This window comes from Janthinobacterium sp. C22, assembly GCF_057919405.1.
This window is the reverse complement of the sequence record NZ_CP193659.1, coordinates 1189477-1214299: the sequence shown is the minus strand read 5'-3', so window position 1 is coordinate 1214299 and position 24823 is coordinate 1189477. Positions and strand designations below refer to the sequence as shown.

Sequence of the window (24823 nt, the reverse complement as noted above, 5' to 3'; positions counted from 1 at the left end):
CGCTGATTTCTTTCGGTCCGGGATTGATCGACAGGCCCGATTTACTGGTCGCGCTGCGCGTGCCACAGCCAGCTGCCCATGGCGTAACCTATGATGCCGCCGGCGACCGTGTCGGAGACCCAGTGCTTGCGGCCAAACACGCGGCCGGCGGAACCGACGGCGGCCACGCTGTACAGCCATGGCGCATCGTATTCCTTGGCAAACGGCGTCACGGCGGCAAAGCCGATCGCGGCATGCGCGGAAGGAAATGAGGAATTCGAGCGGGACGTACCGCTGCCGACACGGCTCCACGCTCCGCGGTCTTCTTCCGGACGGGCGCGACCAAATGCATATTTTCCAGCCACCGCCACGCCCGTTGCCGCGGCAACCGATTGCAGGGAAATGAGTCCCGTATTTTGCAGGCGCTCATCGCCCAGGGCGAAAGCGGCGGCGGCGGCGCCCACTGCCGCGTAGGGCATGGCCTTGCCCAGCTTGTCCCAGTTGCGGTAGACCTTGGAATCTTCATGTTTCTTGACGAAACGGTCGACGGGTTTGTCGGCCAGCGCGGAAGCGACCACCACGCCGCCGATCAGGGCCGTGGCCTTGACCCACTCGGCCGGTTGGGGCAAGGCGGAAGACGACTGATCCAGGCGTGCGCGAAACGCCGGCCATGGGTTGACGAATGGCCGGTCCGGCGGATTGACGGCAGGCAGGTGCTGTTCGTCCGGGCGCTCGGCAAAATTGCCCAGGCCATCGTAGCTGTGCATGTCGGCGCGCGGACGCTCGAACATGTCGTACAGGTCGCCCGGCGAAGCCACCATCTGCCCGACGTCGCGCGTCCATGGCGAGATGGCGAAGCCGGCCGTCGATTGCGTGTCCATCGGCAACATGCTGTTCAGCGGTACGGACAGGAAAATACCGCGGTCCTGGTATGGCTTCGACGGCGTGCCAGGGCTGGTGATGTCGTTGCCGTTCGTATGCGTGTACCAGGCACCGACTTCGATACCGGACTGGAAGCGGCGCTTGAATTCCATGCGCACGCCCGTGTCTTTGGCCAGGAAGCGGCCGGCGCGTGCCGTCACGGTAATGTCGTGCGGCAAGCGGTAATGCAGGGAACCGATCGCCGTCACCGTCTTGTAGTCGCGCGAATCGAGCAATCCCTTGAATCCACGCTGCTGCAAGGCATCAACGGCCACGTCAGCCGCCCAGCGGCTATCCTTCGGCAAGTACAGCACCTGGCCGCCCACACCGCGGAACATGTCTTCATACAGGCCGGCCGACATGCGGGTATACACGCGTTCGGCGGGGTTGTTGTATTTGTTCAGCAAGACGCGACTCAGCGAGAAACGCCCGCCGCGCAGGTATTCCGCCACATCGGTACGCACATGCGGCAAGTTGCTGTTCGATGGCTGCTTGACGCCCGACACCGTTTCCAGCAACTGCAGACTAGCGGCTGTATTCAGGTACAGGCCGTCGCCCAGGCGGCGGTCGTAATTGGCCACCGCCGAAATCGAATAGCGGAAGGCGCCGCTCGGGTCATTGAAGAAGAAGCCGACCTTGGGAGCGACCTTGAAACGGTTCGCCTCCCGGTCCAGCGACTTGATCTGCACCACGTCGCCGTCGACGCCGACACCGACGGCCAGCTTGCCATCGTCCTTGAGGACATCGGCGGGCTTGGCCGGAGCAGGTGCGGGGGCCGCAGCCAGTACCGGTGCGGGCGCAGGTGCCGGTGAAGACGTAGGTGAAAGCGCAGGCGCAGCGGCAACGACGGGCGCCGGCTTGTCGAGGAATTCCTGCAGCCAACCTTGCTGATCGTCCCGGATGACATCGCTTTTTCCGGATAGCGCAGCAGCACGACGTCGAGGAAAGCCTTGCGGTCGATCTTGCCTGCCAAATAGTCATTCAGTTTGGGCAAATCGAAGAATTCGTAGGTGGCGATCGGCTGGTCCAGCTTGGTATACGTGATGCGCAGGGTCGTCACGCCCTTCGGCGTGAAGGCAACCGCCGTGCGCGCGGCACGGCCGACGGCGCGGCCCATGTTGGAAATACGGCTATTGGTCAGGCTCAGGCTGAGGACATTGCCTTCCTGCTCGACACGGATATTCTTGTAGTCCTGTTTTGCCAGAGCATTGACCAGGTCGGCGCCATAGACGGCATCGCGGTGCCATTCTTCCTTGCTCGGCAGCGGCGGCGGATTCTTGTCGTCCACGAAATACGCTGGTTCGTACACCTTGGGGATGAACTCGCGTTCGCCAAATGGAATGCTGATAAAGGCGTTCACGCTGAACTGATCGCGGCTCCGGGCCGCTTGCAGGGCAAGCCAGCCCCAGCGGTATTCCAGGCCCACGGAAGCGCCCTTGCGACGCTTGCCCGCATTCGTTTCGCTGGCGCGGAAGTCGCGCAAGTAATTGGTGGTATCGTATTCGGCCACCACCGACCAGCGCGGCAGCGCGGCAGGAGTCCAGCGCGCGCCGGCAAACACGCCGTCCGGGCGTTTATGGGCATAGCCCAGGCTCGCTTCGATATTCTTGCTGGCGCCAAAAGTCTTGGTGGCAACGACATATTGCCCCTTGAATAACTCGGTACCGAACAGATCCGTCATGCCGACGGCGACAGACGGCATCCACTCCGTTTCCGTCCACAGGCGCAATTTCCCGTCGACGACCTTATCTTTGTAGCGGCCATAGCCGCTGCCATATTCGCCGGGCACATTGGTAAAACCGGGAATACCCGTGATCGACACATAACGTCCCGTCATCTGCAGGAAAGGCAGGATATTCGCCGTGGCCCATAACTGGCCATACGGACTGTCGTAGCTGTAGCCGACGCTGAAGGTGCCGTCCGTTTCCACCACGGTGCTGGGCATATTGATATAGCCGGATTGACCACCATGATTCGGGGTCGCGGCCATCACCGAAGGCGCGCCAAGCACCAGACAGCCACACCAGGTATATTTGATTGATTTTCTGAGTACGCTTAACAAATCCGGCTACCTAAAATATCCTGCATCTGGAATTCCTGAGAATATATTCAGAAAATCAATGAGCTTGGGGAAACGTGAATAAAACGAAAAAAGGCCAACCGACGGGCATGTTGCAATGCCACACATCAGTTCGCCACTAAAACCGGGCACTCCCAGGCAGCTGATCGTTGCTTAACCATGCCTCAGGAGTGTATGCCGCAGAATTTTAACATTGTTTTCTTGTAGCAAATGCTTAACTTGTTTCCCTTGCGCCACACCTGTCTCTGCCGCGCAAACGCCGTCTGCGGTCCTACCGCACGCTGGAACGGTCACTTCAAACTGCCAAACACTTTGCCGATAATCTTGCTGCCGTAGGCAAGCGGATTACTGCGGATGGCTTTTTCTTCCTCGCCGATCATCAGGTACAGGCCGTCAAGCGCACGGTCCGTGACGTAGCCTTCCACCGTCGACTGCTGCTGCGGCACGAGTCCCGTCTTGCCGATCTGGCTCATGGTGCTGTTGTATTTGCCGGCCAGGCCGGAACGGTCGGTGACGGATTTCACGATGGGCAGGAACTTGACGGCCAGGGGCGCCGATGTCTTCTGGCGGAAAAAGTCCGTCACCGACGTGTCGCCGCCGGACAGGATATTTTTCGCATCCGTCACGCTCATCGACTTGACCGCATCGAGCAGCAGGGGCTTGGCCATGGGCACGGCCGACTCGGCGGCACGGTTCATCGACACCACCAGATCGTCCAGCTGCTGGCCGCGGCCCGTCATTTTCAGCAAGGGTTTGGCTTGCTCCAGGATGCCGGGCAGCTTGATCTTGACCTTGTCGTTGTTCAGGAAACCATTTTCGATGCCCAACTTGGCAACGGCGGCGGCCGAACCGGCTTCCAGCGCCGCCTTCAAGCCATTGCTGGCATCCTGGTTGCTGAGGGCATCGAGGGGCCCGGCGGCGCCCGCGCCGGACGACAGCAGCGCCAGCGCACACAGGATGGCGGCCGGACGGCCAGGGAAAGGATTCAGGCGCATGGTTTTCCTTTTCAAAAGAATAGACGGACCACCTTCTTCAGGCACCTTAGCACATCAAAACTGCAAATGCCGCAGCAATTTTATGCGTCTGGGAGGAAACAAGGGGGGCCGCAGATGGCGAAGGGAAAGGACTATACAGCACCTGCTGTTGTATTCGCGCACGCTAACGCGCGCGGCGTGACTCAGTCTGCTATCGCCGCGAGTTGTTCGCGCACCCGCGCCAGATCCGTCTCGCGCATGCGTGCCGCCGTCTGGCGCAAGGATTTTTCCGCGCCGGCCACGCCGGCCGCCGCCGCCATCGACAGCCAGATATACGCCTGCTGCAAATCGAGCGGACTACCCTGGCCGCTGGCTGCCATCAGGCCCAGATTCATTTGTGCCCGCGCATGGCCCTGGCGCGCGGCCAGCGCATACCAGTCCCAGGCGGCGGCATAGTCCTGCGGTACGTCCTGGCCATTGTCATGCCGCAGGCCCAGCGCGAACTGGGCCAGGCTGTGGCCCTGCGCGGCGGCGCGGCAATAGCAGGCGCAGGCTTGCTGGCTGTCGGGCGCCGGTCCATCGTCGCGGTCGTGCAACACGCCCTGCATGTACTGCGCGGGCGCGTAATCCTGCTCCGCGGCGCGACGGTACCATTCCAGCGCCAGCGACAGATCCTGCGGCACGCCCTGGCCGTGTTCATAACGCAGGCCCAGGTCGAACTGCGCCCGCACATGCCCCTGGTCGGCCGCCTTGCGGTACCAGAAGATGGCTTCCTGCGCATCGGCTGGCATGCCCTGGCCATGCTCGTACAACAGTCCCAGCTGATACTGCGCGGCGGGAAAGCCCTGCTCGGCGGCCTGACGGTAAAACGCTTGCGCCTGGGCATAGTCCTGTGCGCCATGCTCATGGTGCAGGCCCAGGTTGTGCTGGGCCGCCGCATGGCCCAGTCCCGCCGCCTTGACATACCATTCCAGCGCCGCCTGTTTATCGCAGGGCACGCCCTGGCCATTGTCGTAGATCAGGCCCAGGTTGAACTGCGAACTGGCATGGCCCTGATCGGCCGCGCGCCGGTACCAGGCGATCGCCTGCCGGCTGTCCTGCGGCAGCACGTCGCCATTCTCATAGCGCAGCGCCAGGTTGAACTGGGCCGGCGCATACCCCTGCTCGGCCGCCTTGCGCATCCAGGCCGTCGCCTGCTGGCGGTCCTGCCGCACGCCCTGGCCATTGTCGTAGCGCAGGCCCAGGTTGAACTGCGCGCGCGCATAGCCCTGTTCGGCCGCCTTGCGGTACCAGGCGATGGCTTGCGCGAAATCCTGCGGCACGCCCTTGCCATTGTCATACATCATGCCCAGATTATTCTGCGCGCCCGCGTCGCCCTGTTCCGCCGCGCGGCTAAACCACAGCATGGCTTGCCCGCTATCTTGCGCGATGCCCTGGCCCTTGGCATACAGCCAGCCCAGGTTGTATTGCGCCGCCGCGTAGCCCTGCTCGGCCGCCTGCTGGTACCAGTGCGCCGCCTGCGCAAAGTCCTGTGGCACGCCCTGCCCCTTCTGGCACATCACGCCCAGATTGTACTGCGCGTGTTCGAGTCCCTGCGCAGCGGCCAGGCCATACCAGTACAGGGCCAGCGCATAGCTTTGGCCGATGCCCTGGCCGTTGAAATACATGAAGCCCAGACTATGCTGGGCATTCGCATTGCCCTTCTCGGCAAGCCCCTTCAGGCGCAGGTAGTCAGCCGTGTAATGAGCAGCCGTGTAATGCGCAGCCGTGTAGCGGGGATCGGCGAGCGACACGGTCAAGCCTCGATGGCCAGCGTCTGCGGCAGCGCGGGGGCGGCATCGGCGATCAGGCGGTTCTGCTCCTGCAGCACGCCGATGAAGCTGCCCAGCGAAATGGGACGGTGGTACAGATAGCCCTGCATCGTGGTGCAGCCCTTGTCCTGCAGGTAGCGCGCCTGGCCTTCCGTCTCCACGCCTTCGGCGATCAGGTGCAGGCCCAGGCCGCGCGCAATCGAGATGATGGCCAGGATGACGGGATAGTGTCCGTGCTCGTCGTGGATCTCCTTGACGAAGGACTGGTCGATCTTGATGGTGTGGATGGGGAAGCGGTGCAGGTACGACAACGACGAATAGCCGGTGCCGAAATCGTCGATGGCCACCGACACGCCCAGCTGGCACAGCTTGTTCAACTGCTCGATCGCATACTGCGGGTTGCGGATGCAGATGTTTTCCGTGATTTCCACTTCGATCTTTTCCGGCGCGATGCCGTAGCGCGTCAGCGCGCCGCGCATCTTCTCGAAAAAGTCGCCCCGGTCCAGGTATTGCGGCGACAAATTGAGCGACAGGCGCACGGCCTCGCCGCCGGCCGCGTTCCACTGCACCAGGTCGCGGCACAGGGCGCCCAGCATCCAGTCCGAGATCGGCAGCATCAAGCCGTTTTCCTCGGCGAACGGCAGGAATTCGCCAGCCGTCAGCAAGCCCCGCTGCGGGTGGTTCCAGCGCATCAGGCCTTCGGCGCCGACGATGCGGCCCGTCATCACGTCCACCTGCGGCTGGTAATACATCTCCAGCTGGTTCAGCTCCAGCGCCTTGCGCAGGCTCTGCTCGAGCGCGATCTTCTGGTGCGACACGTCGAGCATGGACTCGTGATAGAAACTGTGGCCGTTCTTGCCCAGCGCCTTGACCTGGTACATGGCGATGTCGGCGTGGCGCAGCAGCTCGTCGATGGTCTCGCCGTCGCCCGGATAGATGGCGATGCCGATGGACGCCGAAATATGCACCTGGTTGCCATCGAGGTCGAAAGGCTGGTGCAGGCATTCGAGGAATTTGTCGGCGATCAGGCGCGCATCCTGGCGGTCGCGCAGTTCCGGCAGCACGATGGTGAATTCATCGCCGCCCTGGCGCGCCAGCGTATCGCCGCGGCGCAAACAATCCTTCAGGCGCAGCGCCACCTGCTGCAGCAGCTCGTCGCCCTTCACGTGGCCGAGCGTGTCGTTGACCAGCTTGAAACGATCGAGGTCGATGAACATCACGGCCAGTTCCGTCAGCTTGCGCCGCGCCTGGATCACGGCCAGCCCCAGGCGGTCCTTGAACAGCATGCGGTTCGGCAGGTCCGTCAGGATGTCGTGGTAGGCCTGGTAGGAGATGACTTCCTCGGCGCGCTTGCGGTCGGTGATGTCGCGTGCCACGCCGTAGGTGCCGAAATACTCCTGCTTTTTCGCTTCGTGATCGTGGCCGTGCATGCCGATGGAATTGAGCGGAATCGTCATCAGCGTATTGCTGAAAGTCCGGTCGCTGCCGCTGCCGCTATGGCATTTCAGGCGCAGTTCCACGTTGCGCGAGGCGCGCTCGTCGAGGCGGCGCTCATTGAAGGCATAGCGCGCCCGCTCCTGGTCTTCATCGTGCACGAGGATCGAATAATGGCTGCCGATCAGCTCTTCGCGGCTAAAGCCCAGCAACTGGTGCACCCGGTCGTTGATGAAGGTGATGCGGCCTTCGTGGTTCAGCGTATAGATGATGTCGGGCGAGCTGTCGACCAGGTAGCGGTACATCTTTTCCGAGTTTTCCAGCTGCAGCGCGATGCGCTCGTTCTCCAGCGCCAGCTTGCGCTTTTGCAGCGCGTTCTCCACCGTCTTGAGCAGCTCCTCGCGGCTGTACGGCTTGCGCAGGTAATCGTAGGCGCCGCGTTTCAGGGCACCGATGGCCGCCTCGATGCCGACGTCGCCGCTCATGACGATCACGTCGCCCTCGATGCCGCGCCGGTTAATGTGGTCCATAATTTCATGGCCGCTCATGTCGGGCAGGCGCAGATCGAGCAGGATCAGGTCGAAGCGCAGTTTCGACAACTGCGCCAGCGCCTCGCTGCCGCAGGTGGCCGTGTACAGCTGGTAGCCGCGGTCCTTCAGCAATTCGTGGAGGGAAGCGAGCAGACGGGGCTCGTCGTCGACCAGCAGGATGCGCGGGCTGTTTTCCAGGTCAAACGGAATGGCGGAGGAGTTCATGGACGTTACGAGGACAAGGCGGTATTGCCGGGCGCGGGCAGCGCGGCCGCGGCGCTCGCCGGCATGGGAATAGGCAGCAGGATTTCAAACGCGGTGCCGGACTTGCCGCTGCGGCAGCCGATCACGCCATGCAGGCGGGTGACCAGGTCATGCACGATGGACAAGCCCAGGCCGTGGTGCGCCCCTTCCTTGCTGCTGCGCACGGGCGAAAACAGATTGGCCAGCACGTCCGGCGCCAGGCCGGCGCCATTGTCGCTGACGCACAATTCCAGATACAGGCGCCGGTCGCGGTTGACGTGGCCACGGTTCGCCACTTCGATGCGCCCGCCATCGGGCAAGGCTTCGACGGCGTTTTTCAGCAGGTTGAGCAGGATTTGCTTGAGCATGCCGGCATCGGCCTCCACCTCGCATGGTGCGTCCTGCATGCGCGTGACCACCTCGATCTTCGGCGGCAGGAAGTCGGTGGCGCGGAACAGGCGCAGCACGTCGTCGACCACGCGCGCGCAATCGGTCACGCCGCTGGCGGCCACCGGCTGCAGATCGGCCAGGCCGCCGATCAACTGACCGACCCGGTCGATTTCCTCGTTCAGGATCGCCATCTCGCCCGTGACCGGCTCCTGCTTCTCCAGCTTGTGATCGAGCACGCTCAGGTAGTTCTTGATGATGGACAGCGGGTTATTCACTTCATGCACGACGCGGCGCGACGCGGCGCGGTACTCCTCGGCCACGTGATCGAGCTGGCGCCGTGCCAGGCCGCGCGCGCTGATGGCCGCTTCCAGCGCCGTGGCGGCCTGGTTGGCATAGGCGCGCAGGAAACCCTCGCGCTTCTGGCAGGCGGGAATCTGCCAGGCCGCCACGCCGCCGATCAAGACGCCCAGGCTGCGCTGGCCCGACGCCAAAGGCACGCAGACCAGGCTGTCGGTATCGAGAATGCGGAACAGCTGCTCCTCGACGATGCCCAGCGCCGGCATGTCGCGTTTTAAAAAGGCCAGCTGACACTCCAGCGCCGAGGCGGCCAGGGGCCCGCCCTTGGCCAGCGGGACCGAGAAGCCGGCCAGGCGCTGCTGATGTTCGCCCGCCGCCACGCCCACCAGCGCATGACCGGTGGGGTTTTGCAGCAGGATGACGGCCGTCTCGAAATCGAACAGGATGCGCGCCGAGCGCGTGACGGCTTCGAGCAGGCCGCTCTCGCCCTGTTGCCGGGCGAAGGTCTGGCCCACTTCCGACACCAGCACCATGTTGCGCACTTCGTCGGACAGACGCTGCTGCACCGGGTCGACGGCTGGCGGCGCATAGGCGGGCGGCGTGGCGATTTCGTCCGCGCCGGCCAGGTCGATGCCCAGGTGCTGCGCGGCCTCGGCCACCTGGCGCGCGACGCTGCCGGCCAGTTCTTCCAGTACCCCGGCGTCCAGCGCGCACAGGCTTGCCGCCTGCGCGATCGATTCCGCATCGTCGGCATGGCAGCACAGCAGGTGCGCCAGGCGCACGATGCGGATCAGGGGATGGCTCGCTTCCAGGCGCGCCAGCGGTTCATGGTGATACAGCACGCTGTCGGCCAGGAAGGAGTCGAGATGCCAGCGTTCGATCAGCCAGGCGCCCGCTTCGGCATGCGTGATTTGCAAGGTGCGCTGCTCCACCGCGCACAGGGCGGCATCGTCGCGCGCCGTGAAGTTGAACGCGTATTCCTTCGGCGCCGTGGCCAGCAAGGCCAGGCGGCCCACGTTGTGCAGCAAGCCCGCCAGATACGCTTCCTCGACGTGCGGATACGCCATGGCCTTGGCCAGCGCGCGCGCCATGACGGCGGCCGACAGCGAGCTTTTCCAGAAGGCGCGCAGATCCGTGCTGCCGGAATGGGGAAAACTGCTGAAGGTCTGGAAGACGGATTCGCTGATGACCAGGGTCTTGATCATGTCCGTGCCCAGCGACACGAGCGATTGCTCCAGGCTGACGACCTTGCTCTGGCGATGGTAGGCCGAGCTGTTGGCCACGCCGAGGATCTTGCTGGTCATGCCCGCATCCTTGGCGATCAGGGCGGCCAGCTCCGGCATGCCGGCATCGTCGGCCTGCAGGTGGGCGATCAGCTTGATGAGAATCTGCGGCATGGCCGGCAGGCGGGCAATCAGCAGGCGATTGCGAATATCTTGATCAGATTGATGCATCGTATCAGGCATTGCCGGTTCGAAAAGGAAGAGCGCTCAGCAGCGAAGCGCGGCCACGTTCAGAGGAATCCTCCACTCCTGTAACCCAAAAAATGTCGCCTGAGAGGATGCCGGGAAAAGAGATCATCTTATCATAAGCGCCGGATATTACTTGCAATATAGAAAATTAAGTTGAAATAAATCCAGCGTTCTATAGTGGAAACTTATGCCTTGAAGGAACCCAGCAAACGGTGGCGGAAGCGCCGCGATAGCAGCCACAGGGCCAGCGCCAGCCCCGTAAATGCCAGCTGGCCCGACGCCAGCCACAGCACGGAACCGGACAGCAGCGGCGAGATCACGCCGGCCACCACGGCACCCAGCAAGGTGCTGGCAAACGACTGGCACGAGGCCACCGTGCCGCGGATGTGCGGGAACAGATCGAGCGCCAGCAGGGTCGCGCCCGGCCCCACCAGCGACATGCCGAAGGTATAGAAGAACAGGGGCAGCACCGACCAGGGCAAGGAGGGCGGCAGGAACAGGTGATACACGACATTGACGCTGGCGGCGCACAGCAGGAAGGCAAAGCCGATGCCGATCTGGCGCGCGAACGTGACCTTGCCGGCGATGCGGTTGGCCGCCGCGGCCCCCATGAAGATGCCGCTCACGCAGGGAATGAACAGCCAGGCGAATTGCGACGGCCCCAGGCCCAGCTGCTTGGGCAGCATTTCCGGCGCGGCCGTGATGAACAGGAACAGGCCCGCGAAATTGAGCGCGACGATGCCGGCCTTGATGTGGAACAGGGGCGAGCGCAGGATCTGGCCATAGCTCGACGCCAGGAAGCGGGGATTGAAGGGCTGGCGCTTTTCCATCGGCAGGGTTTCGGGCAGGCGCCAGTAGCAGAACGCCAGCAGCACCACCGTGTAAAAGGCGAGGAACAGGAAGATCGAGCGCCAATCGAACCAGATGACGATCCAGCCGCCCAGGATCGGCGCCACGGCCGGAGCGATGGAAAAGATCATCGTCACCAGCGACAGCAGCCGCGCCGCCGCCGCATCGGCATACAGGTCGCGGATGATGGCGCGGCTGATCACCACGCCTGCGCCGGCCGAGACGCCCTGCATGATGCGGAAGAACCACAGGTAATGCACCGTGTGCGCCGAGGCGCAGCCGAGCGAGCCGATGGCAAACATCAGCAGGGACACGAGAATGACGTTGCGCCGGCCGAAGGTGTCCGAGATCGCGCCATGCCACAGCACCATGCCGGCAAAGGCCAGCATGTAGAACGTCAGCGACTGCTGCACTTCCAGCGGCGACGCCTGCAGCGAACCCTGGATCGCGCCAAACGCGGGCAGATAGGTGTCGATCGACAGGGGGCCCAGCATCGACAGCCCGGCCAGCATCATCGCCAGCGCACCGCGGCTCAGCGGCGCCATGTGGCTTGGTGTGGGAGGCGGAACGGGCGTGACCGGGTCGGGCGGCACATCGGCCGGAGGGGTGGGAAACATGGCGGGTCCAAAGTGGCGCGCGGACCGGTTGCGGTCCGCGCGCGTGATACAGCATTTTTTAGCGCTTAAAACATTTGAGAAAACCGTAGCGAGCGGCCGCCAATTGTGGCCGAGAAGCGCAACCGTACGAAAGTACGGTGAGCATCGCAAGCCGCAAGTGGCAACGCGCAGTAGGTTTAATCAAATGTTTTTTGGTTTGGCTTCTTCGCGGCGGTTGTAACCGGCCACCATATCGAAGCGGAACAAACGGCATTCCAGCGCGCCATTGAAGAAAGGCGTCTTGCGCGCTTCCTTCAAACGCAGCAGCTTGGGCAGGCCCAGGTCGGCCGTGAACAGGAACACGGTCCAGCCGGCGAAACGCTGCTTCAGGGTCGTGCCCATGGCCGAATAGAAGGAAGTCGACAGTTCATCTTCCGGGATGGTGCTGTCGCCACGCACGCCGATACGCTCGCCGTACGGCGGGTTGGTCAGCATGATGCCCGGCACTTCGCTTGGCGGCTTGACTTCCTGCGCCTCGATCTGTTTCAAAGGGACGTCGAAGCGCACGCCGGCGCAGCGCAGGTTGTGGCGCGTCATGGCGACCATGTCGCCCGAGATGTCGCTGCCGAAAATGGTCGGTTCGGCTGGCAGCGGATTGACCTTGATGGCGTTTTTCATGGCATTCCACGGCGCCGGATCGAAGTCGTGGAAGTTTTCAAACGCGAACTGGCGCGAAGCGCCCGGCGGAATGCCCTGCAGCATCTGCGCCGCTTCGGCCAGGATGGTGCCGGAACCGCACATCGGGTCGAACAGCACCATGCCAGGCTTCCAGCCCGACACGCGCAGCAGGCCGGCGGCCAGGTTTTCGCGCAGCGGCGCGTCGCCCGTCTCTTCGCGCCAGCCGCGCTTGAACAAGGCTTCGCCCGAGGTGTCGAGGTAGACGGTAAACGTGTGTGCGTCGAGGAAGCCGACGATGCGCATGTCCGGCGTCTTGGTATTGACCGATGGGCGCTCGTTGAACTGGTCGCGGAAGCGGTCGCAGATCGCATCCTTGATTTTCAAGGTCGTGAATTCCAGGCTGCGCAGCGGCGATTTGACGGCCGTGACGTCGACGCGGATCGTGTGGTGCACGCCGAACCAGTCTTCCCAGGATTGCGCCAGGGTCAGGTCATAGATATCGTTTTCCGTCTTGTAGCCGGAATGGGCCATGCGCATCAGCACGCGCGAGGCGATGCGCGAATGCAGGTTGATGCGATAGGAGTCCAGCAGGTCGCCCGAGCAGTGTACGCCGCCCGGTACCTGGTTGTGGACCTTCATGGTCGCACTATCCTGGGCGATCTCGCCCAGTTCCTCGGCCAGCGCCGCTTCCATGCCGCGCGGGCATGGGCAAAAATATGAAGCCATGGTGTACCTTTTATCCGTTGAAAAACAATTAACTAAAAATTTCAAAACTTGTCGGATTACGCGCGCAGCGCCAATCCGACCTACATCCAATATCTTGCGCAGGTCGGCGTAGGTTGGCGTAGGTCGGCTTAGCCCGCCAGGGCGTAAGCCGACATGCCGCACACTGCGCTTGTCGGATTACGCGCGGCTTTGCCACGCTAATCCGACCTACCCAGCGCGCGCTCGACAAAATCGAGGCGGTCCTGACCCCAGAACCCTTCGCCATCGACGATGTACCACGGCGAGCCGAAGACGCTGGCGGCGGTGGCCGCTTCCGTATTGGCATCGTATTCGGCCTGCACGCTGGCCGTTTCCGACGTTTTCAGCAACTGGCGGCCATCGAAGCCGGCATCCAGTGCGATCTGTACCAGGGTTTCCTCGTCGCCGATGTTGCGCTCCTCAGCCCACAGGCCGCGCATGATGGCGTGCGCCAGGTTCAGCGACGCTTCCACGCCATGCGCCAGGCGCGTGGCGATGATCAGCTTGGCCGACGCTTCCGGCGAGACGGGGAAGAACTTCGGCTGCAGGGTCAATGGCACTTGCAAAGGCCGACCAGCGCGCCAGTTCGGCCAGGCGGTACGCCTGGCGCTGCGGTGCGCGCTTGGCCAGCGGCAGGCCGCCCGAGACGCTGAAGACCTTGCCCAGGTCAAAAGGGCGCACGTCGATCTGGGCACCAGTCTTCGCGGCGATGGCCATCAGGCGCGCATGACCCAGATAGGTCCATGGCGAGTGGGGGGCGAAGAAATACTGCACGACTTTGCTCTGACTTGCACTCATCTCGACTCCCTTAGAAAGGCTTGACCACGACCAGCACGACGACGGCCAGCAGCATCACCACCGGCACTTCATTAAACCAGCGGAACCAGGTGTGGCTGCGCTTGTTGAGACCTTTTTCAAACTTGCGCAGGATGGAACCGCAGGCATGGTGATAGCCGAGCAGCAGCACCACGAACGTCAGCTTGGCGTGCATCCAGCCCGGCATCTTCATGCGGCCTTCGCCCCCGCCGTACAGCATCCACATCAACGCGAGCCCCAGCACCATGGCCGGCAGCGCCAGCAGGGACATGAAGCGGTACAGCTTGCGCGCCATCAGCAACAGGCGCTCGGTCGCCACCGTTTCCGTCTCCATCGCCAGGTTCACGAAGATGCGCGGCAAGTAAAACAGGCCGGCGAACCAGGACATGACGAAGATGATGTGGAAGGCTTTGGTCCAGAGAAAGAGCATGGGGTTCCCAGTGTCGGAGGTGGAGAAAAATGAGAGCACGGGCCGCCTTGTGGGCAGCCCGCGAAAGAGGCTACTTACGGACTTCGCCGTGGCCAAAGACCACGTATTTGAGCGAGGTCAGGCCTTCCAGTCCCACCGGACCGCGCGCGTGCAGCTTGTCGTTCGAGATGCCGATCTCGGCGCCCAGGCCATATTCGAAGCCGTCGGCGAAACGCGTCGAGGCGTTCACCATCACCGAGGCGGAATCGACTTCGCGCAGGAAGCGCAGCGCATCGCTGTAGTCTTCCGTGATGATGGATTCCGTGTGCTTCGATGAATACCGGTTGATGTGGTCCATCGCTTCGTCGATGCCGTCGACCACCTTCACCGACAGGATGGCGGCCAGGTATTCGGTGGACCAGTCTTCCTCGGTGGCCGCTACCAGGTGCGGATAAGCGGCGGCGGCCAGGATCGCATGGCTCTCAGCATCGGCGCGCAGTTCCACCTGTTTGGTCAGGTACAGTTCGGCCAGCTGCGGCAGCACGGTGGCGGCGATGGCGCGCGACACGAGCAAGGTTTCCATGGTGTTGCAGGTGCCGTAGCGGTGGCACTTCGCGTTGAAGCCGATATCGATCGCCTTCCTGATATCGGCCTTGGCGTCGATGTAGACGTGGCAGATGCCGTCGAGGTGCTTGATCATCGGCACGGTGGCCTCTTCCATCAGGCGCGCGATCAGACCCTTGCCGCCGCGCGGCACGATGACGTCCACGTACTGCGGCATGGTGATCAAAGCGCCGACGGCGGCGCGGTCTGTGGTGTCGATCACTTGCACGGCATCGGCAGGCAGGCCTGCGCCCAGCAAGCCCTCCGCCACCAGCTTGGCCAGCGCGCGGTTGCAGTGAATCGCTTCCGAGCCGCCGCGCAAGATCGTCGCGTTGCCGCTCTTGATGCACAGGCCGGCCGCGTCCACCGTCACGTTCGGGCGCGCTTCATAGATGATGCCGATGACGCCCAGCGGCACGCGCATCTGGCCCACCTGGATGCCCGTCGGACGGAATTTCATGTTCGAGATTTCGCCGATCGGGTCGGCCAGCGACACGATTTGCGTCAAGCCTTCGACCATGGTGGCGATGGCGGCGTCGGACAGGGTCAGGCGGTCGAGCATGGCCGGCGCCAGGCCGGCGGCGGCGGCCGCATCGAGGTCGCGCTGGTTGGCCGCGCGCAGCAGGTCGGCATCGCGCACGATGGCGGCGGCGATCAGGCTCAAGGCGCGGTTGCGCGTGGCGCTGTCGGCACGCGCCATGGCGCGCGAAGCGGCGCGCGCGCGCGTGCCCACGTCCTGCATATATTCTGTGATGTCCATGCTCGTATCCATATAGTAAAAAACTAGCCTCGGGCGATCTTCAGTCCCAGCTGCAGCATGGCGTCCCAGGCATCGCCCGCGTAGCCCTTGGCGCGCAAGCCCTTGATCATCTTGTCCACCTGCGCCGCCTGCTGCAGCGCCGCTTCCAGCACGGGCAGCGAAATGCGCCGCAGGGCCGGTTCCATCATCCGCTCGCGCGGACCCCAGATGCGGTATTCCTTCAGCAGCGCGCCCAACGGACGCCCTTGTGCCATGCCGGCCTTCAATTTTAACAGCGTGCGGATTTCTTCGGAGACGGCCCACAAGACCAGCGGCAGCGCCTCGCCCTCGCCTTTCAAGCCTTCGAGCATGCGCACCAGGCGCGCCGGATCGCCGGCCAGCATGGCTTCGGACAGCTTGAAGACATCGTAGCGGGCCACGTTCAGCACCGCGTCCTGCACTTGTTCATACGTCAGCTTGCCCGCAGCATGCAGCAAGCCCAGTTTCTGGATTTCCTGGTGCGCCGCCAGCAAATTGCCCTCCACCCGTTCGGCGATGAAGTCGATGCTGGCACGCTCGGCGCTTTGCCCCTGCGCGGCCAGGCGCTGGGATATCCACGCGGGCAACTGTGCCCGTTCCACATTCGGAATGTCGATATACACGGCCGCCTGCTGCAGGCTGGCGACCCAGGCCGCCTTTTGCGTGGCCCAGTCCAGCTTGGGCAAGGTGATCAGGGTCAGGTTGTCGGGACTGAGGTTCTTCGCGTAGCTTTGCAGCGCCGCGCCGCCATCCTTGCCCGGCTTGCCCGTGGGGATGCGCAACTCGATCAGTTTTTTATCGCCGAACAGCGACAGCTCCTGGTTCGCCGCCAGCAGTTCGCCCCACTTGAAGCTGCGCTCCACCGTCAGCACGTCGCGTTCGGAGTATCCCTGCGCGCGCGCCGCGCGGCGGATCTTGTCGGCCGCTTCCAGCGCCAGCAGGTGTTCGTCGCTGGTGATCACATACAGCTGCGCCAGCGGCTTGGCCACATGCCCATCGAGCGCGTCTATCCGCAATTGCATGGCGTCCCCGTTACTGCTGCGGGGCGACCGGTGTCACGGGCGCCACCGGCGCCACCGACATGGCCGGCAGCACCGGCTTGATGGCGGCCAGGCGGCGCATGATCTGCTGCACCATGTCGTTGCGCATGTCGCGGTACAGCGCCGCTTCCTCGGTTTCCTTGGCCAGCACCTGCGACTCGTCGAAGGTGATCGGACGCACCAGGCTGATGGTCGTCGGCGCCAGCAACTGGTTGCCGGCCTTGTCCAGCACGCGGAAATTGATCGAGTAACCGAGCTGGTACTCTTGCACGCGGCCATTTTTGTTCAGCGACAAAATGGTCTTGGTACGATTCCTCTCCGGGTCGGTGAGCACCTCAAGGACGGCGTCGGCGCCATCCTTGGTATTGACCACCTCCGTGCTGCCAATGGCGCGGATATAGCGCTTCAGGCCGATCGCCAGCGGCGACGTGTCGGGCAAGCCGATGTACATCGTCGCGAACGGCAGCATGAAGCTGCCGTTCGAACCGCGCAAATGAAAGCCGCAGGCCGACAGCAGGACGGTCAGGCCCAGCGCCAGCACGGCGCGGCGGCCCAACAGCGATACTTGAGAGGAAGTCGTCATGATTACACCACGATGCTGATTAACTTGCCTGGCACGACGATGATCTTTTTCGGCGTGGTCTCGACGTACTTCTGCACACTTTCGCACGCCAGCGCGGCCGCTTCGATGCTGGCCTTGTCCGCATCCTTGGCCACCGTGATCGAGCCGCGCAGCTTGCCGTTCACCTGGATCATCATCTCGATCTCGGACTGCTCCAATGCCTGCGGGTCGACCTGCGGCCAGGCCACGTTCAGCAGGTCGCCGTGCACGCCCGCATAGCCCAGCTCTTCCCACAAGACGTGGGTGATGTGCGGCGCGACGGGATTGAGCAGGCGCAGGAAGATGGAGAAGCCTTCGGCGATCAGCGCCTTCGACTGCGGGCTATCGTCCAGCTTAGCCGATTCCAGGGTGTTGAGCATCTTCATGCAGGCCGACACCACTGTGTTGTACTGGATGCGCTTCAAGTCGTAATCGGCTTGCTGCAGCAGCTTGTGCAATTCGCGGCGCAGGTTTTTCTGCGCGTCGCCCGTGGCCGGTGCGGCGCCGCCAGCCAGTGCGGCCTGGATCGTCGCCGACTGGGCATAGCCGAAGTTCCACACGCGGCGCAGGAAGCGGTTCGCGCCTTCGACGCCGCTGCCCGACCATTCCAGCGTCTGTTCCGGCGGCGAAGCGAACATGGTGAACAGACGGGCCGTGTCGGCGCCGTACTGCTCGATCTGCGCTTGCGGGTCGATGCCGTTGTTCTTCGACTTCGACATCTTTTCCGTGCCGCCGATTTCCACCGGCTGGCCGTCGGCCACCAGGACGGCGCTTTGCGGGCGGCCCTTGTCGTCGAGCGACAGGCGCACGTCGTCCGGGTTGAACCAGGTGGTCTTGCCCGCGGCGTCCTTGCGGAAGTACGTTTCGTTGAGCACCATGCCCTGCGTCAGCAGGTTGACGAAAGGCTCGTCGAACTTGACCAGGCCGAAGTCGCGCATGATCTTGGTCCAGAAGCGCGCGTACAGCAAGTGCATGACGGCGTGTTCGATGCCGCCGATGTACTGGTCCATCGGCATCCAGTAATCGTTGCGCGCATCGACCATGGCGTCGTTCGAGCCTGGCGAGGTATAGCGCATGTAGTACCACGACGAATCGACGAAGGTATCCATGGTGTCCGTCTCGCGGCGCGCCGGCTTGCCGCACTGCGGGCAGTCGCACTGCAGGAAAGCTTCATATTTGTTCAGCGGGTTGCCCGTGCCGTCCGGCACGCAGTCTTCCGGCAACACCACCGGCAGGTCTTTTTCCGGCACCGGCACCACGCCGCAATCGGCGCAATGGATCATCGGGATCGGCGTGCCCCAATAGCGCTGGCGCGAAATACCCCAGTCGCGCAGGCGGAACGTGGTTTTCTTTTCGCCCAGGCCCAGTTCCGCCAGGTCGGCGGCCACCGCGTCGACGGCGGAAGCGAAATGCAGGCCGTCGTATTTGCCGGAAGCGACGCACACGCCATCCTTGCTGCCATACGATTCCTGCCAGGCGTCCGTCGAAAATTCCTGGCCCTTGACTTCGATCACTTGCTTGATCGGCAGATTGTATTTCTTGGCAAAGCCGAAATCGCGTTCGTCGTGCGCCGGCACGCCCATCACGGCGCCGTCGCCGTAGGTGATGAGCACGTAGTTGCCGACCCAGACTTCCACCTGCGCGCCCGTCAGCGGATGGGTGACGAACAGGCCGGTCGGCATGCCCTTCTTCTCCATCGTCGCCATGTCCGCTTCGATCACGGAGCCGAGCTTGCATTCGGCGTTGAAGGCGGCCAGTGCAGGATTGCTTTGCGCGGCGTGGATGGCCAGCGGGTGTTCGGCGGCCACGGCGCAGAAGGTCACGCCCATGACGGTGTCCGGACGGGTAGTAAAGACGTACAGCTTGCCGTCGCCGATCAGGGCGCCGTTCGCGTCCTTGATCTCATGCGGGAAGGCGAAGCGCACACCCGTCGACTTGCCGATCCAATTGGTCTGCATGGTGCGCACGCGCTCGGGCCAGCCCGGCAGCTTGTCATCGACATAGGCCAGCAGCTCTTCCGCGTAATCGGTGATGCGCGCGTAGTACATGGGGATTTCGCGCTTTTCGATCAGCGCGCCGGAACGCCAGCCCTTGCCGTCGACCACCTGTTCGTTGGCCAGCACGGTCTGGTCGATCGGGTCCCAGTTCACGGTACCGGTCTTCTTGTAGATGATGCCTTTTTCCAGCATCTTGAGGAACATCCACTGGTTCCATTTATAGTATTCAGGCTTGCAGGCGGTCATTTCGCGCGACCAGTCGATGGCCAGGCCCATCGATTCCATCTGCTGTTTCATGTGGGCGATGTTCGAATACGTCCATTGCGCGGGCGGCACGTTGTTGGCCATGGCCGCGTTTTCCGCCGGCATGCCGAACGCATCCCAGCCCATCGGCATGAGCACGTTGTAGCCGTTCATGCGCAGGTAGCGGTACATCACGTCATTGATCGTATAGTTGCGCACGTGACCCATGTGCAGCTTGCCCGAAGGGTAAGGCAGCATCGAGCAGGCAAAATACTTGCCTTTTGGGAAACGCGGGTCGTGTTCGACGGCTTTATAGGCGTCGATCGCCTTCCAGTGCGATTGGGCGGCTTGTTCGACGTCGGCGGGACTATATTTATCTTGCATGATGTGCGGCCAATAGTGGATATGAACCGAGCATTATACTGGTTGTCGCCGCCCGATAGCGCGGCGCGCTGGCGGCCCGGGCCGGCATATTTTTGCGAGCGCACAATTATGCTGTGTGATATATACACAATCTTGTTCTTTGCATCAAAGCCGGCCATGATCATCTACCAGGAAGTCGCCCCCATCCCCGCCCTGCGGCCATGGCTGGACTGCGTCTGGACCTGCCGCGTGCAGACGGGCGCCACGCCCCTGACGCACCAGGTCTTGCCCGACAATTGCATCGATATTTTGTGCCAGGACCAGCAGGACGCCAGCTTTGCCGTCGGCATGATGACGGCGCCGATTGCCGTCGTCAGCCAGGGCCTCGTGCAGACGGTGGCGGCCCGCTTCAAGCCGGGCGCGGCGGCACGCTTCTTCCAGCTGCCCTTGTGCGAACTCAATGATGGACGTGCCGATCTGCGGCAACTGTGGGGCCGCGAGCTGGCGGCGCGCCTGGGTGACGCCCTGTGGAGCGAACCCTTGTCCAACGCGCAAAGAATTGCCATTTTGCAAGATTATCTGCTGCTGCGCCTGCGCGCCGCGCCGCCACGGCGCCAGGCCGGCGTGGCCGACCATGCCATCGCGGCCATCGAGCGCGCATGCGGCCAGGTGCGCGTGGATGGCCTGGCGCAGCAGCTGGGGGTGTCGCGCCAGCACCTGGCGCTGCAATTTCGCCAGCACGTGGGCATCAGCCCGAAGCTGTTTGCCCGCATCTGCCGTTTCAGGGCCGCCAGCGCTGGCTTGAAAAGCCTGCCGCAGCAGCCGGATTGGGTGCAAGTGGCCTTGCAATACGGCTATTTCGACCAGTCGCACCTGATCCACGACTTCCAGGAATTCACCCGCCGCTCGCCCGAAGCGTGGCTGACGGGCCGGCGCGCGTGAGCACCTTCCATTTTTCCAATCGCGCGCCGCGCGCCGGTGGCATGATGGTGTTATTCTTCATTCACCAGGAGCAGAACATGATCAAGGGTTTACGCACCGTCACCTATCCCGTCCCCGACCTGGAGCAGGCCAAGGCCTGGTACAGCCAGGTGTTCGGCACCACACCGTATTTCGACCAGCCGTTCTATGTCGGCTTTGCCATCGGCGGCTTCGAGCTGGGCCTGCTGCCGGACGGCCAGCCCGGCACGCAGGGCAGCGTGACGTACTGGGGCGTGGACGGCATCGAGCAGGAGGTCGAGCGCATCGTGGCACTGGGCGGCACCCTGCATCACCCGATCACGGACGTGGGCGACGGCATCCGCACGGTGGAATTGCTCGACCCGTTCGGCAATCAGATCGGCCTGATCGACAATCCTCACTTCGATACGGCCAAGGTCGTCTAGGCTGCCTCGCCTTGCAGCCATAGCCGGAACTGCTGCAAGGCCAGCTTTTCATGCGCCGCCTCGGGCGTGATCAGGTAATACGCGCGCTGGCCGCGCAGTGGGCGCTCGCATGCGATGCGCAGCTCGCCGCGCGCCAGTTCCGCCTCCACCAGCATACGGGGCAGCAAGACCACGCCCTGCCCCTGCACGGCCGCCATGGCCAGCATGGAAAACAGCTCATAGCGCGCGCCGTAGCGCGCCCCTTCTCCATCGACCTGCATGGCGTCAAACCACTGGCGCCAGGCACCCGGGCGCGTACTTTGTTGCAACAAGGTCAGGTCCAGCAAATCCTGCGGCTGCCAGGCGCTGCGCGCCGCCAGCAGGCGGGGGCTGGCGACGGGCACGATTTCTTCATGCATCAGCAAGGTGGCGCGCGTGCCGGGCCAGCGCGCCAGCTGCTCGGGCGTGCCCGCGTACAGCGCGCCGTCGTATTCCGTATCGGCAAACATGAACGGTTTCGTGTAGGCATCGATATGCACGACGATGTCCGGGTGCATGCCCGCCAGTGACGACAGCCGCGGCATCAGCCAGCGCGTGGCAAACGTGGGTACCGAGGCCAGCTGCAAGGTCCCGCCACCGCCCTGGCGCGCCATGGTGTCGAGCGTGTCGCGCTCCAGGCCATCGAGGCGGGCCGCGATCTGCCGCGCATACGCGGCGCCGGCGCTGGTCAGCAGCACGCCATGGCGCGTGCGCTGGAACAGTTGCACGCCAAGAAAGCTTTCCAACGATGAAATCTGGCGCGACACGGCGCTTTGCGTCAGCGACAGTTCGCGCGCCGCGTGCGTGTAGCTCTGGTGGCGCGCGGCCGCCTCGAAACAATTTAGCGCCTGCAGCATGGGAATTTTGCGTGACATGGGGTATCCGGCCGGTGAAATTCCTCTAGTATGCCGCAAGATATGCGTAGCACGCATGTCTGGGTGCGAAAAAATCGTTTGCGCAAGGCTAGGCAAGAACCTACCATGAGCCATATTCAATCTTGCGCCGATCACCGGCGCTCACCTGCGAGGCCTGTGATGAGCAAAACCGTATTCGACTGGAATTCCCCCTGCTGCTGGAAGAACAACTGACGGGCGACGAACGCGCCGTGCTGGAAGCGGCGCGCGATTATTGCCAGGGCAGCCTGGTGCCCAGGGTCCTCGAATCGTTCCGCCATGGCCGCACGGATGCGGCCATCTTCCGCGAAATGGGAGAATTGGGCTTGCTGGGCACGACCATTCCGGAAGAATACGGCGGCGCCGGCCTGAACTACGTTTGCTACGGCCTGGCCGCGCGCGAAGTCGAGCGCGTCGATTCGGGCTACCGCTCGATGATGAGCGTGCAATCGTCGCTGGTGATGGTGCCGATCAATGCCTTCGGCAACGAAGAAACCAAACAGAAATACCTGCCGAAACTGGCGACGGGCGAATTCATCGGCTGCTTCGGCCTGACGGAACCGAACCACGGCTCCGACCCTGGCAGCATGGTCACGCGCGCGCGCAAGGTACCGGGCGGCTACAGTATCTCCGGCGCCAAGATGTGGATCACCAACAGCCCCATCGCCGACGTGTTCGTCGTCTGGGCCAAGGACGACGAGGGCGCGATCCGCGGTTTCGTGCTGGAAAAAGGCTGGAAAGGCCTGTCGGCGCCCGAGATCCACGGCAAGGTCGGTTTGCGCACCAGCATCACCGGTGAAATCGTCATGGATGAAGTGTTTTGCCCGGAAGAAAACGCCTTCCCCGACGTGCGCGGCTTGAAAGGCCCGTTCACTTGCCTGAACAGCGCGCGCTACGGCATCGCCTGGGGCGCGCTGGGCGCGGCCGAAGACTGCTACCTGAAGGCGCGCCAGTACACGATGGACCGCCAGCAATTCGGCCGCCCCTTGGCCGCCAACCAGCTGGTGCAAAAGAAACTCGCCGACATGCTGACGGAAATCACCATGGGCTTGCAAGGCTGCTTGCGCCTGGGCCGCATGAAGGACGAGGGCTCGCCGGCCGTGGAAATCACGTCTATCATGAAACGCAACAGCTGCGGCAAGGCGCTCGATATCGCCCGCGTGGCGCGCGACATGATGGGCGGCAACGGCATTTCCGACGAGTTCGGCGTCATCCGCCACCTGGTCAACCTGGAAGTGGTCAACACCTATGAAGGCACGCACGACGTGCACGCGCTGATCATCGGCCGCGCCATCACCGGCATCGCCGCCTTCAACTAATGGATGCCTTGGCTTCCACCCTCACCTCCACCCTGCGGCCCGCGCCGTTGACCGGCTTGCGCGTGCTGGACCTGTCGCGCGTGCTGGCCGGCCCGTGGGCCGGGCAAATGCTGGCCGACCTCGGCGCCGACGTCGTCAAGGTCGAGCAGCCGGGCCGCGGCGACGACACGCGCTCCTGGGGGCCGCCGTATCTGAAGGACGAGGACGGCCGCGACACGGCCGAAGCGGCCTATTTCCAGTGCGCCAACCGCAACAAGCGCTCCTTGTGCATCGACCTGGCCGCCCCTGAAGGGCAAGCCCTGGTGCGCAAGTTGGCGCAAGAGGCAGACGTGTTGCTGGAAAATTTCAAGCTCGATGGCTTGAAGCAATATGGCCTGGACTCAGCCAGCTTGCTCGAACTCAATCCGCGCCTCGTGTATTGCTCGATTACCGGCTTCGGCCAGGACGGGCCGTACGCGGCGCGCGCCGGCTATGACTTCTTGATCCAGGGCATGGGCGGCTTGATGAGCATCACGGGCGTGCCCGATGGCCAGCCTGGCGCCGGGCCGCAAAAAGTGGGCGTGGCGCAGACGGACATCATGACGGGCCTGTACGCCACCATCGCCGTGCAGGCGGCGCTGGCCGAACGGGAGCGCTCGGGCCTGGGCCAGCATATCGACCTGGCCCTGCTGGACGTGCAAGTGGCGGCCCTGGGCAACCAGGCGGCGAACTACTTGTGCGGCGGCAAAGTGCCGCAGCGCATGGGCAATGCGCATCCGAACATTGTTCCGTATCAAGACTTTCCCACGGCCGATGGCGACATGATCTTGGCGATCGGCAACGATGGACAGTTTTCGCGTTTTTGCGCCGTCGCCGGCCACCCGGAATGGGCGCAGGATGAACGCTTCGCCACCAACCCGCAGCGCGTGGCGCACCGGGCCATCTTGATTCCCCTGATGCGCCAGACCACGGTCATGCGCACGACGGCCGAGTGGATCAGCGCCTTCGAGGCGCAAGCCGTGCCGTGCGGCCCCGTCAACCGCATCGACCAGGTCTTTGCCGACCCGCAAGTGGTGGCGCGGGGCTTGAAAGTGGAAATGCCGCACCCGACGGCGGGCACGGTGGCGCTGGTGGCCAATCCCGTGCGCCTGTCCGGCTCGCCGGTGCAATACCGCTTGCCGCCGCCCTTGCTGGGGCAGCATACGAACGAGGTGCTGCAGCAGTGGCTGGGGTTGGACGGTGAGGAGATTGACGGCTTGCGTGAGCGCAAGGTGGTGTAAATGTTGGTCGTCTGGACGTAGGTCGGATTAGCGCTTGCGCGTAATCCGACTTGCACAGCCAATAATGTTGTCGGATTACGGCCCGCAGGGCCTAATCCGAC

Annotated in this window: 17 protein-coding genes and 2 pseudogenes; 4 read left to right on the top strand and 15 right to left on the bottom strand. The window is 63.5% G+C overall.

What is annotated here, in order from left to right; all coding sequences use genetic code 11:
• Positions 1-41: 41 nt before the first annotated feature.
• The 14 genes and pseudogenes from ACRHIG_RS05455 to leuS all read right to left on the bottom strand — a co-directional run bounded on the left by ACRHIG_RS05455 (position 42) and on the right by leuS (position 19869).
• Positions 42-1589 carry a YjbH domain-containing protein gene (locus tag ACRHIG_RS05455; protein WP_489629577.1) on the bottom strand — a complete coding sequence of 516 codons (1548 nt, stop codon included), beginning with the start codon at positions 1587-1589 and terminating at the stop codon, positions 42-44.
• 260 nt (positions 1590-1849) lie between these two features.
• A pseudogene (locus tag ACRHIG_RS05450) lies at positions 1850-2890 on the bottom strand (YjbH domain-containing protein); the annotation flags it as partial.
• 380 nt (positions 2891-3270) lie between these two features.
• Complete coding sequence (locus ACRHIG_RS05445; protein WP_475414112.1) at positions 3271-3975, bottom strand: DUF4197 domain-containing protein; 705 nt, start codon at positions 3973-3975, stop codon at positions 3271-3273.
• 182 nt (positions 3976-4157) lie between these two features.
• Positions 4158-5747, bottom strand: coding sequence for an SEL1-like repeat protein (locus ACRHIG_RS05440; protein ID WP_489629576.1), 1590 nt, complete (start codon positions 5745-5747; stop codon positions 4158-4160).
• A gap of 2 nt (positions 5748-5749) precedes the next feature.
• Positions 5750-7954, bottom strand: a complete 2205-nt coding sequence (locus ACRHIG_RS05435; RefSeq protein ID WP_326459796.1) for an EAL domain-containing response regulator — start codon at positions 7952-7954, stop codon at positions 5750-5752.
• A gap of 5 nt (positions 7955-7959) precedes the next feature.
• Positions 7960-10113 (bottom strand): HDOD domain-containing protein, encoded by a 2154-nt coding sequence (locus ACRHIG_RS05430; RefSeq protein ID WP_489629575.1) that lies wholly within the window; start codon positions 10111-10113, stop codon positions 7960-7962.
• Positions 10114-10316: 203 nt separating this feature from the next.
• Positions 10317-11597: a multidrug effflux MFS transporter gene (locus ACRHIG_RS05425; protein WP_489629574.1), complete on the bottom strand. Its 1281-nt coding sequence runs from the start codon at positions 11595-11597 to the stop codon at positions 10317-10319.
• Positions 11598-11777: 180 nt separating this feature from the next.
• On the bottom strand, positions 11778-12980 hold the full coding sequence (locus ACRHIG_RS05420) for a THUMP domain-containing class I SAM-dependent RNA methyltransferase (protein ID WP_478309762.1): 1203 nt from the start codon (positions 12978-12980) through the stop codon (positions 11778-11780).
• 197 nt (positions 12981-13177) lie between these two features.
• Positions 13178-13796 (bottom strand): annotated as a pseudogene (locus ACRHIG_RS05415) (2-hydroxychromene-2-carboxylate isomerase).
• A 10-nt stretch (positions 13797-13806) separates the two neighbouring features.
• On the bottom strand, positions 13807-14244 hold the full coding sequence (locus ACRHIG_RS05410) for a CopD family protein (protein WP_034745744.1): 438 nt from the start codon (positions 14242-14244) through the stop codon (positions 13807-13809).
• Positions 14245-14314: 70 nt separating this feature from the next.
• Positions 14315-15598, bottom strand: coding sequence for a glutamate-5-semialdehyde dehydrogenase (locus ACRHIG_RS05405; RefSeq protein WP_489629573.1), 1284 nt, complete (start codon positions 15596-15598; stop codon positions 14315-14317).
• Between the two features lie 11 nt (positions 15599-15609).
• Positions 15610-16626 (bottom strand): DNA polymerase III subunit delta, encoded by a 1017-nt coding sequence (gene holA, locus ACRHIG_RS05400; protein WP_058048018.1) that lies wholly within the window; start codon positions 16624-16626, stop codon positions 15610-15612.
• A 10-nt stretch (positions 16627-16636) separates the two neighbouring features.
• Positions 16637-17227 (bottom strand): LPS-assembly lipoprotein LptE, encoded by a 591-nt coding sequence (locus ACRHIG_RS05395; protein WP_475414119.1) that lies wholly within the window; start codon positions 17225-17227, stop codon positions 16637-16639.
• Positions 17228-17229: 2 nt separating this feature from the next.
• Positions 17230-19869: a leucine--tRNA ligase gene (leuS, locus tag ACRHIG_RS05390; RefSeq protein WP_489629572.1), complete on the bottom strand. Its 2640-nt coding sequence runs from the start codon at positions 19867-19869 to the stop codon at positions 17230-17232.
• Between the two features lie 132 nt (positions 19870-20001).
• Between leuS and ACRHIG_RS05385 the strand changes: the two genes are divergently transcribed.
• Both ACRHIG_RS05385 and ACRHIG_RS05380 read left to right on the top strand, forming a co-directional pair.
• Positions 20002-20790, top strand: a complete 789-nt coding sequence (locus ACRHIG_RS05385) for a DUF6597 domain-containing transcriptional factor (RefSeq protein WP_489629571.1) — start codon at positions 20002-20004, stop codon at positions 20788-20790.
• 77 nt (positions 20791-20867) lie between these two features.
• Positions 20868-21233, top strand: coding sequence for a VOC family protein (locus ACRHIG_RS05380; protein ID WP_489629570.1), 366 nt, complete (start codon positions 20868-20870; stop codon positions 21231-21233).
• On the opposite strand, the gene ACRHIG_RS05375 is transcribed toward ACRHIG_RS05380, so the two are convergent.
• Entirely contained in the window at positions 21230-22126 is an 897-nt protein-coding gene (locus tag ACRHIG_RS05375; protein WP_489629569.1) for a LysR substrate-binding domain-containing protein, read from the bottom strand. The genes ACRHIG_RS05380 and ACRHIG_RS05375 overlap by 4 nt on opposite strands.
• Positions 22127-22299: 173 nt before the next feature.
• Between ACRHIG_RS05375 and ACRHIG_RS05370 the strand changes: the two genes are divergently transcribed.
• Entirely contained in the window at positions 22300-23463 is a 1164-nt protein-coding gene (locus ACRHIG_RS05370) for an acyl-CoA dehydrogenase (RefSeq protein ID WP_489630747.1), read from the top strand.
• The gene (locus ACRHIG_RS05365; RefSeq protein ID WP_489629568.1) at positions 23463-24722 is read left to right on the top strand and encodes a CaiB/BaiF CoA transferase family protein; all 1260 of its coding nucleotides are present in this window, start codon (positions 23463-23465) and stop codon (positions 24720-24722) included. The genes ACRHIG_RS05370 and ACRHIG_RS05365 overlap by 1 nt, the downstream gene beginning before the upstream one ends.
• Positions 24723-24823: the final 101 nt, after the last annotated feature.

What these genes read in the sequence shown, in the direction of transcription:
- ACRHIG_RS05445 (WP_475414112.1), bottom strand. Translation starts at nt 3,975, where the DNA reads ATGCGCCTGAATCCTTTCCCTGGCCGTCCGGCCGCCATCCTGTGTGCG.
- ACRHIG_RS05435 (WP_326459796.1), bottom strand. Translation starts at nt 7,954, where the DNA reads ATGAACTCCTCCGCCATTCCGTTTGACCTGGAAAACAGCCCGCGCATC.
- ACRHIG_RS05430 (WP_489629575.1), bottom strand. Translation starts at nt 10,113, where the DNA reads ATGCATCAATCTGATCAAGATATTCGCAATCGCCTGCTGATTGCCCGC.
- ACRHIG_RS05425 (WP_489629574.1), bottom strand. Translation starts at nt 11,597, where the DNA reads ATGTTTCCCACCCCTCCGGCCGATGTGCCGCCCGACCCGGTCACGCCC.
- ACRHIG_RS05420 (WP_478309762.1), bottom strand. Translation starts at nt 12,980, where the DNA reads ATGGCTTCATATTTTTGCCCATGCCCGCGCGGCATGGAAGCGGCGCTG.
- ACRHIG_RS05410 (WP_034745744.1), bottom strand. Translation starts at nt 14,244, where the DNA reads ATGCTCTTTCTCTGGACCAAAGCCTTCCACATCATCTTCGTCATGTCC.
- ACRHIG_RS05405 (WP_489629573.1), bottom strand. Translation starts at nt 15,598, where the DNA reads ATGGATACGAGCATGGACATCACAGAATATATGCAGGACGTGGGCACG.
- holA (WP_058048018.1), bottom strand. Translation starts at nt 16,626, where the DNA reads ATGCAATTGCGGATAGACGCGCTCGATGGGCATGTGGCCAAGCCGCTG.
- ACRHIG_RS05395 (WP_475414119.1), bottom strand. Translation starts at nt 17,227, where the DNA reads ATGACGACTTCCTCTCAAGTATCGCTGTTGGGCCGCCGCGCCGTGCTG.
- leuS (WP_489629572.1), bottom strand. Translation starts at nt 19,869, where the DNA reads ATGCAAGATAAATATAGTCCCGCCGACGTCGAACAAGCCGCCCAATCG.
- ACRHIG_RS05380 (WP_489629570.1), top strand. Translation starts at nt 20,868, where the DNA reads ATGATCAAGGGTTTACGCACCGTCACCTATCCCGTCCCCGACCTGGAG.
- ACRHIG_RS05375 (WP_489629569.1), bottom strand. Translation starts at nt 22,126, where the DNA reads ATGTCACGCAAAATTCCCATGCTGCAGGCGCTAAATTGTTTCGAGGCG.
- ACRHIG_RS05365 (WP_489629568.1), top strand. Translation starts at nt 23,463, where the DNA reads ATGGATGCCTTGGCTTCCACCCTCACCTCCACCCTGCGGCCCGCGCCG.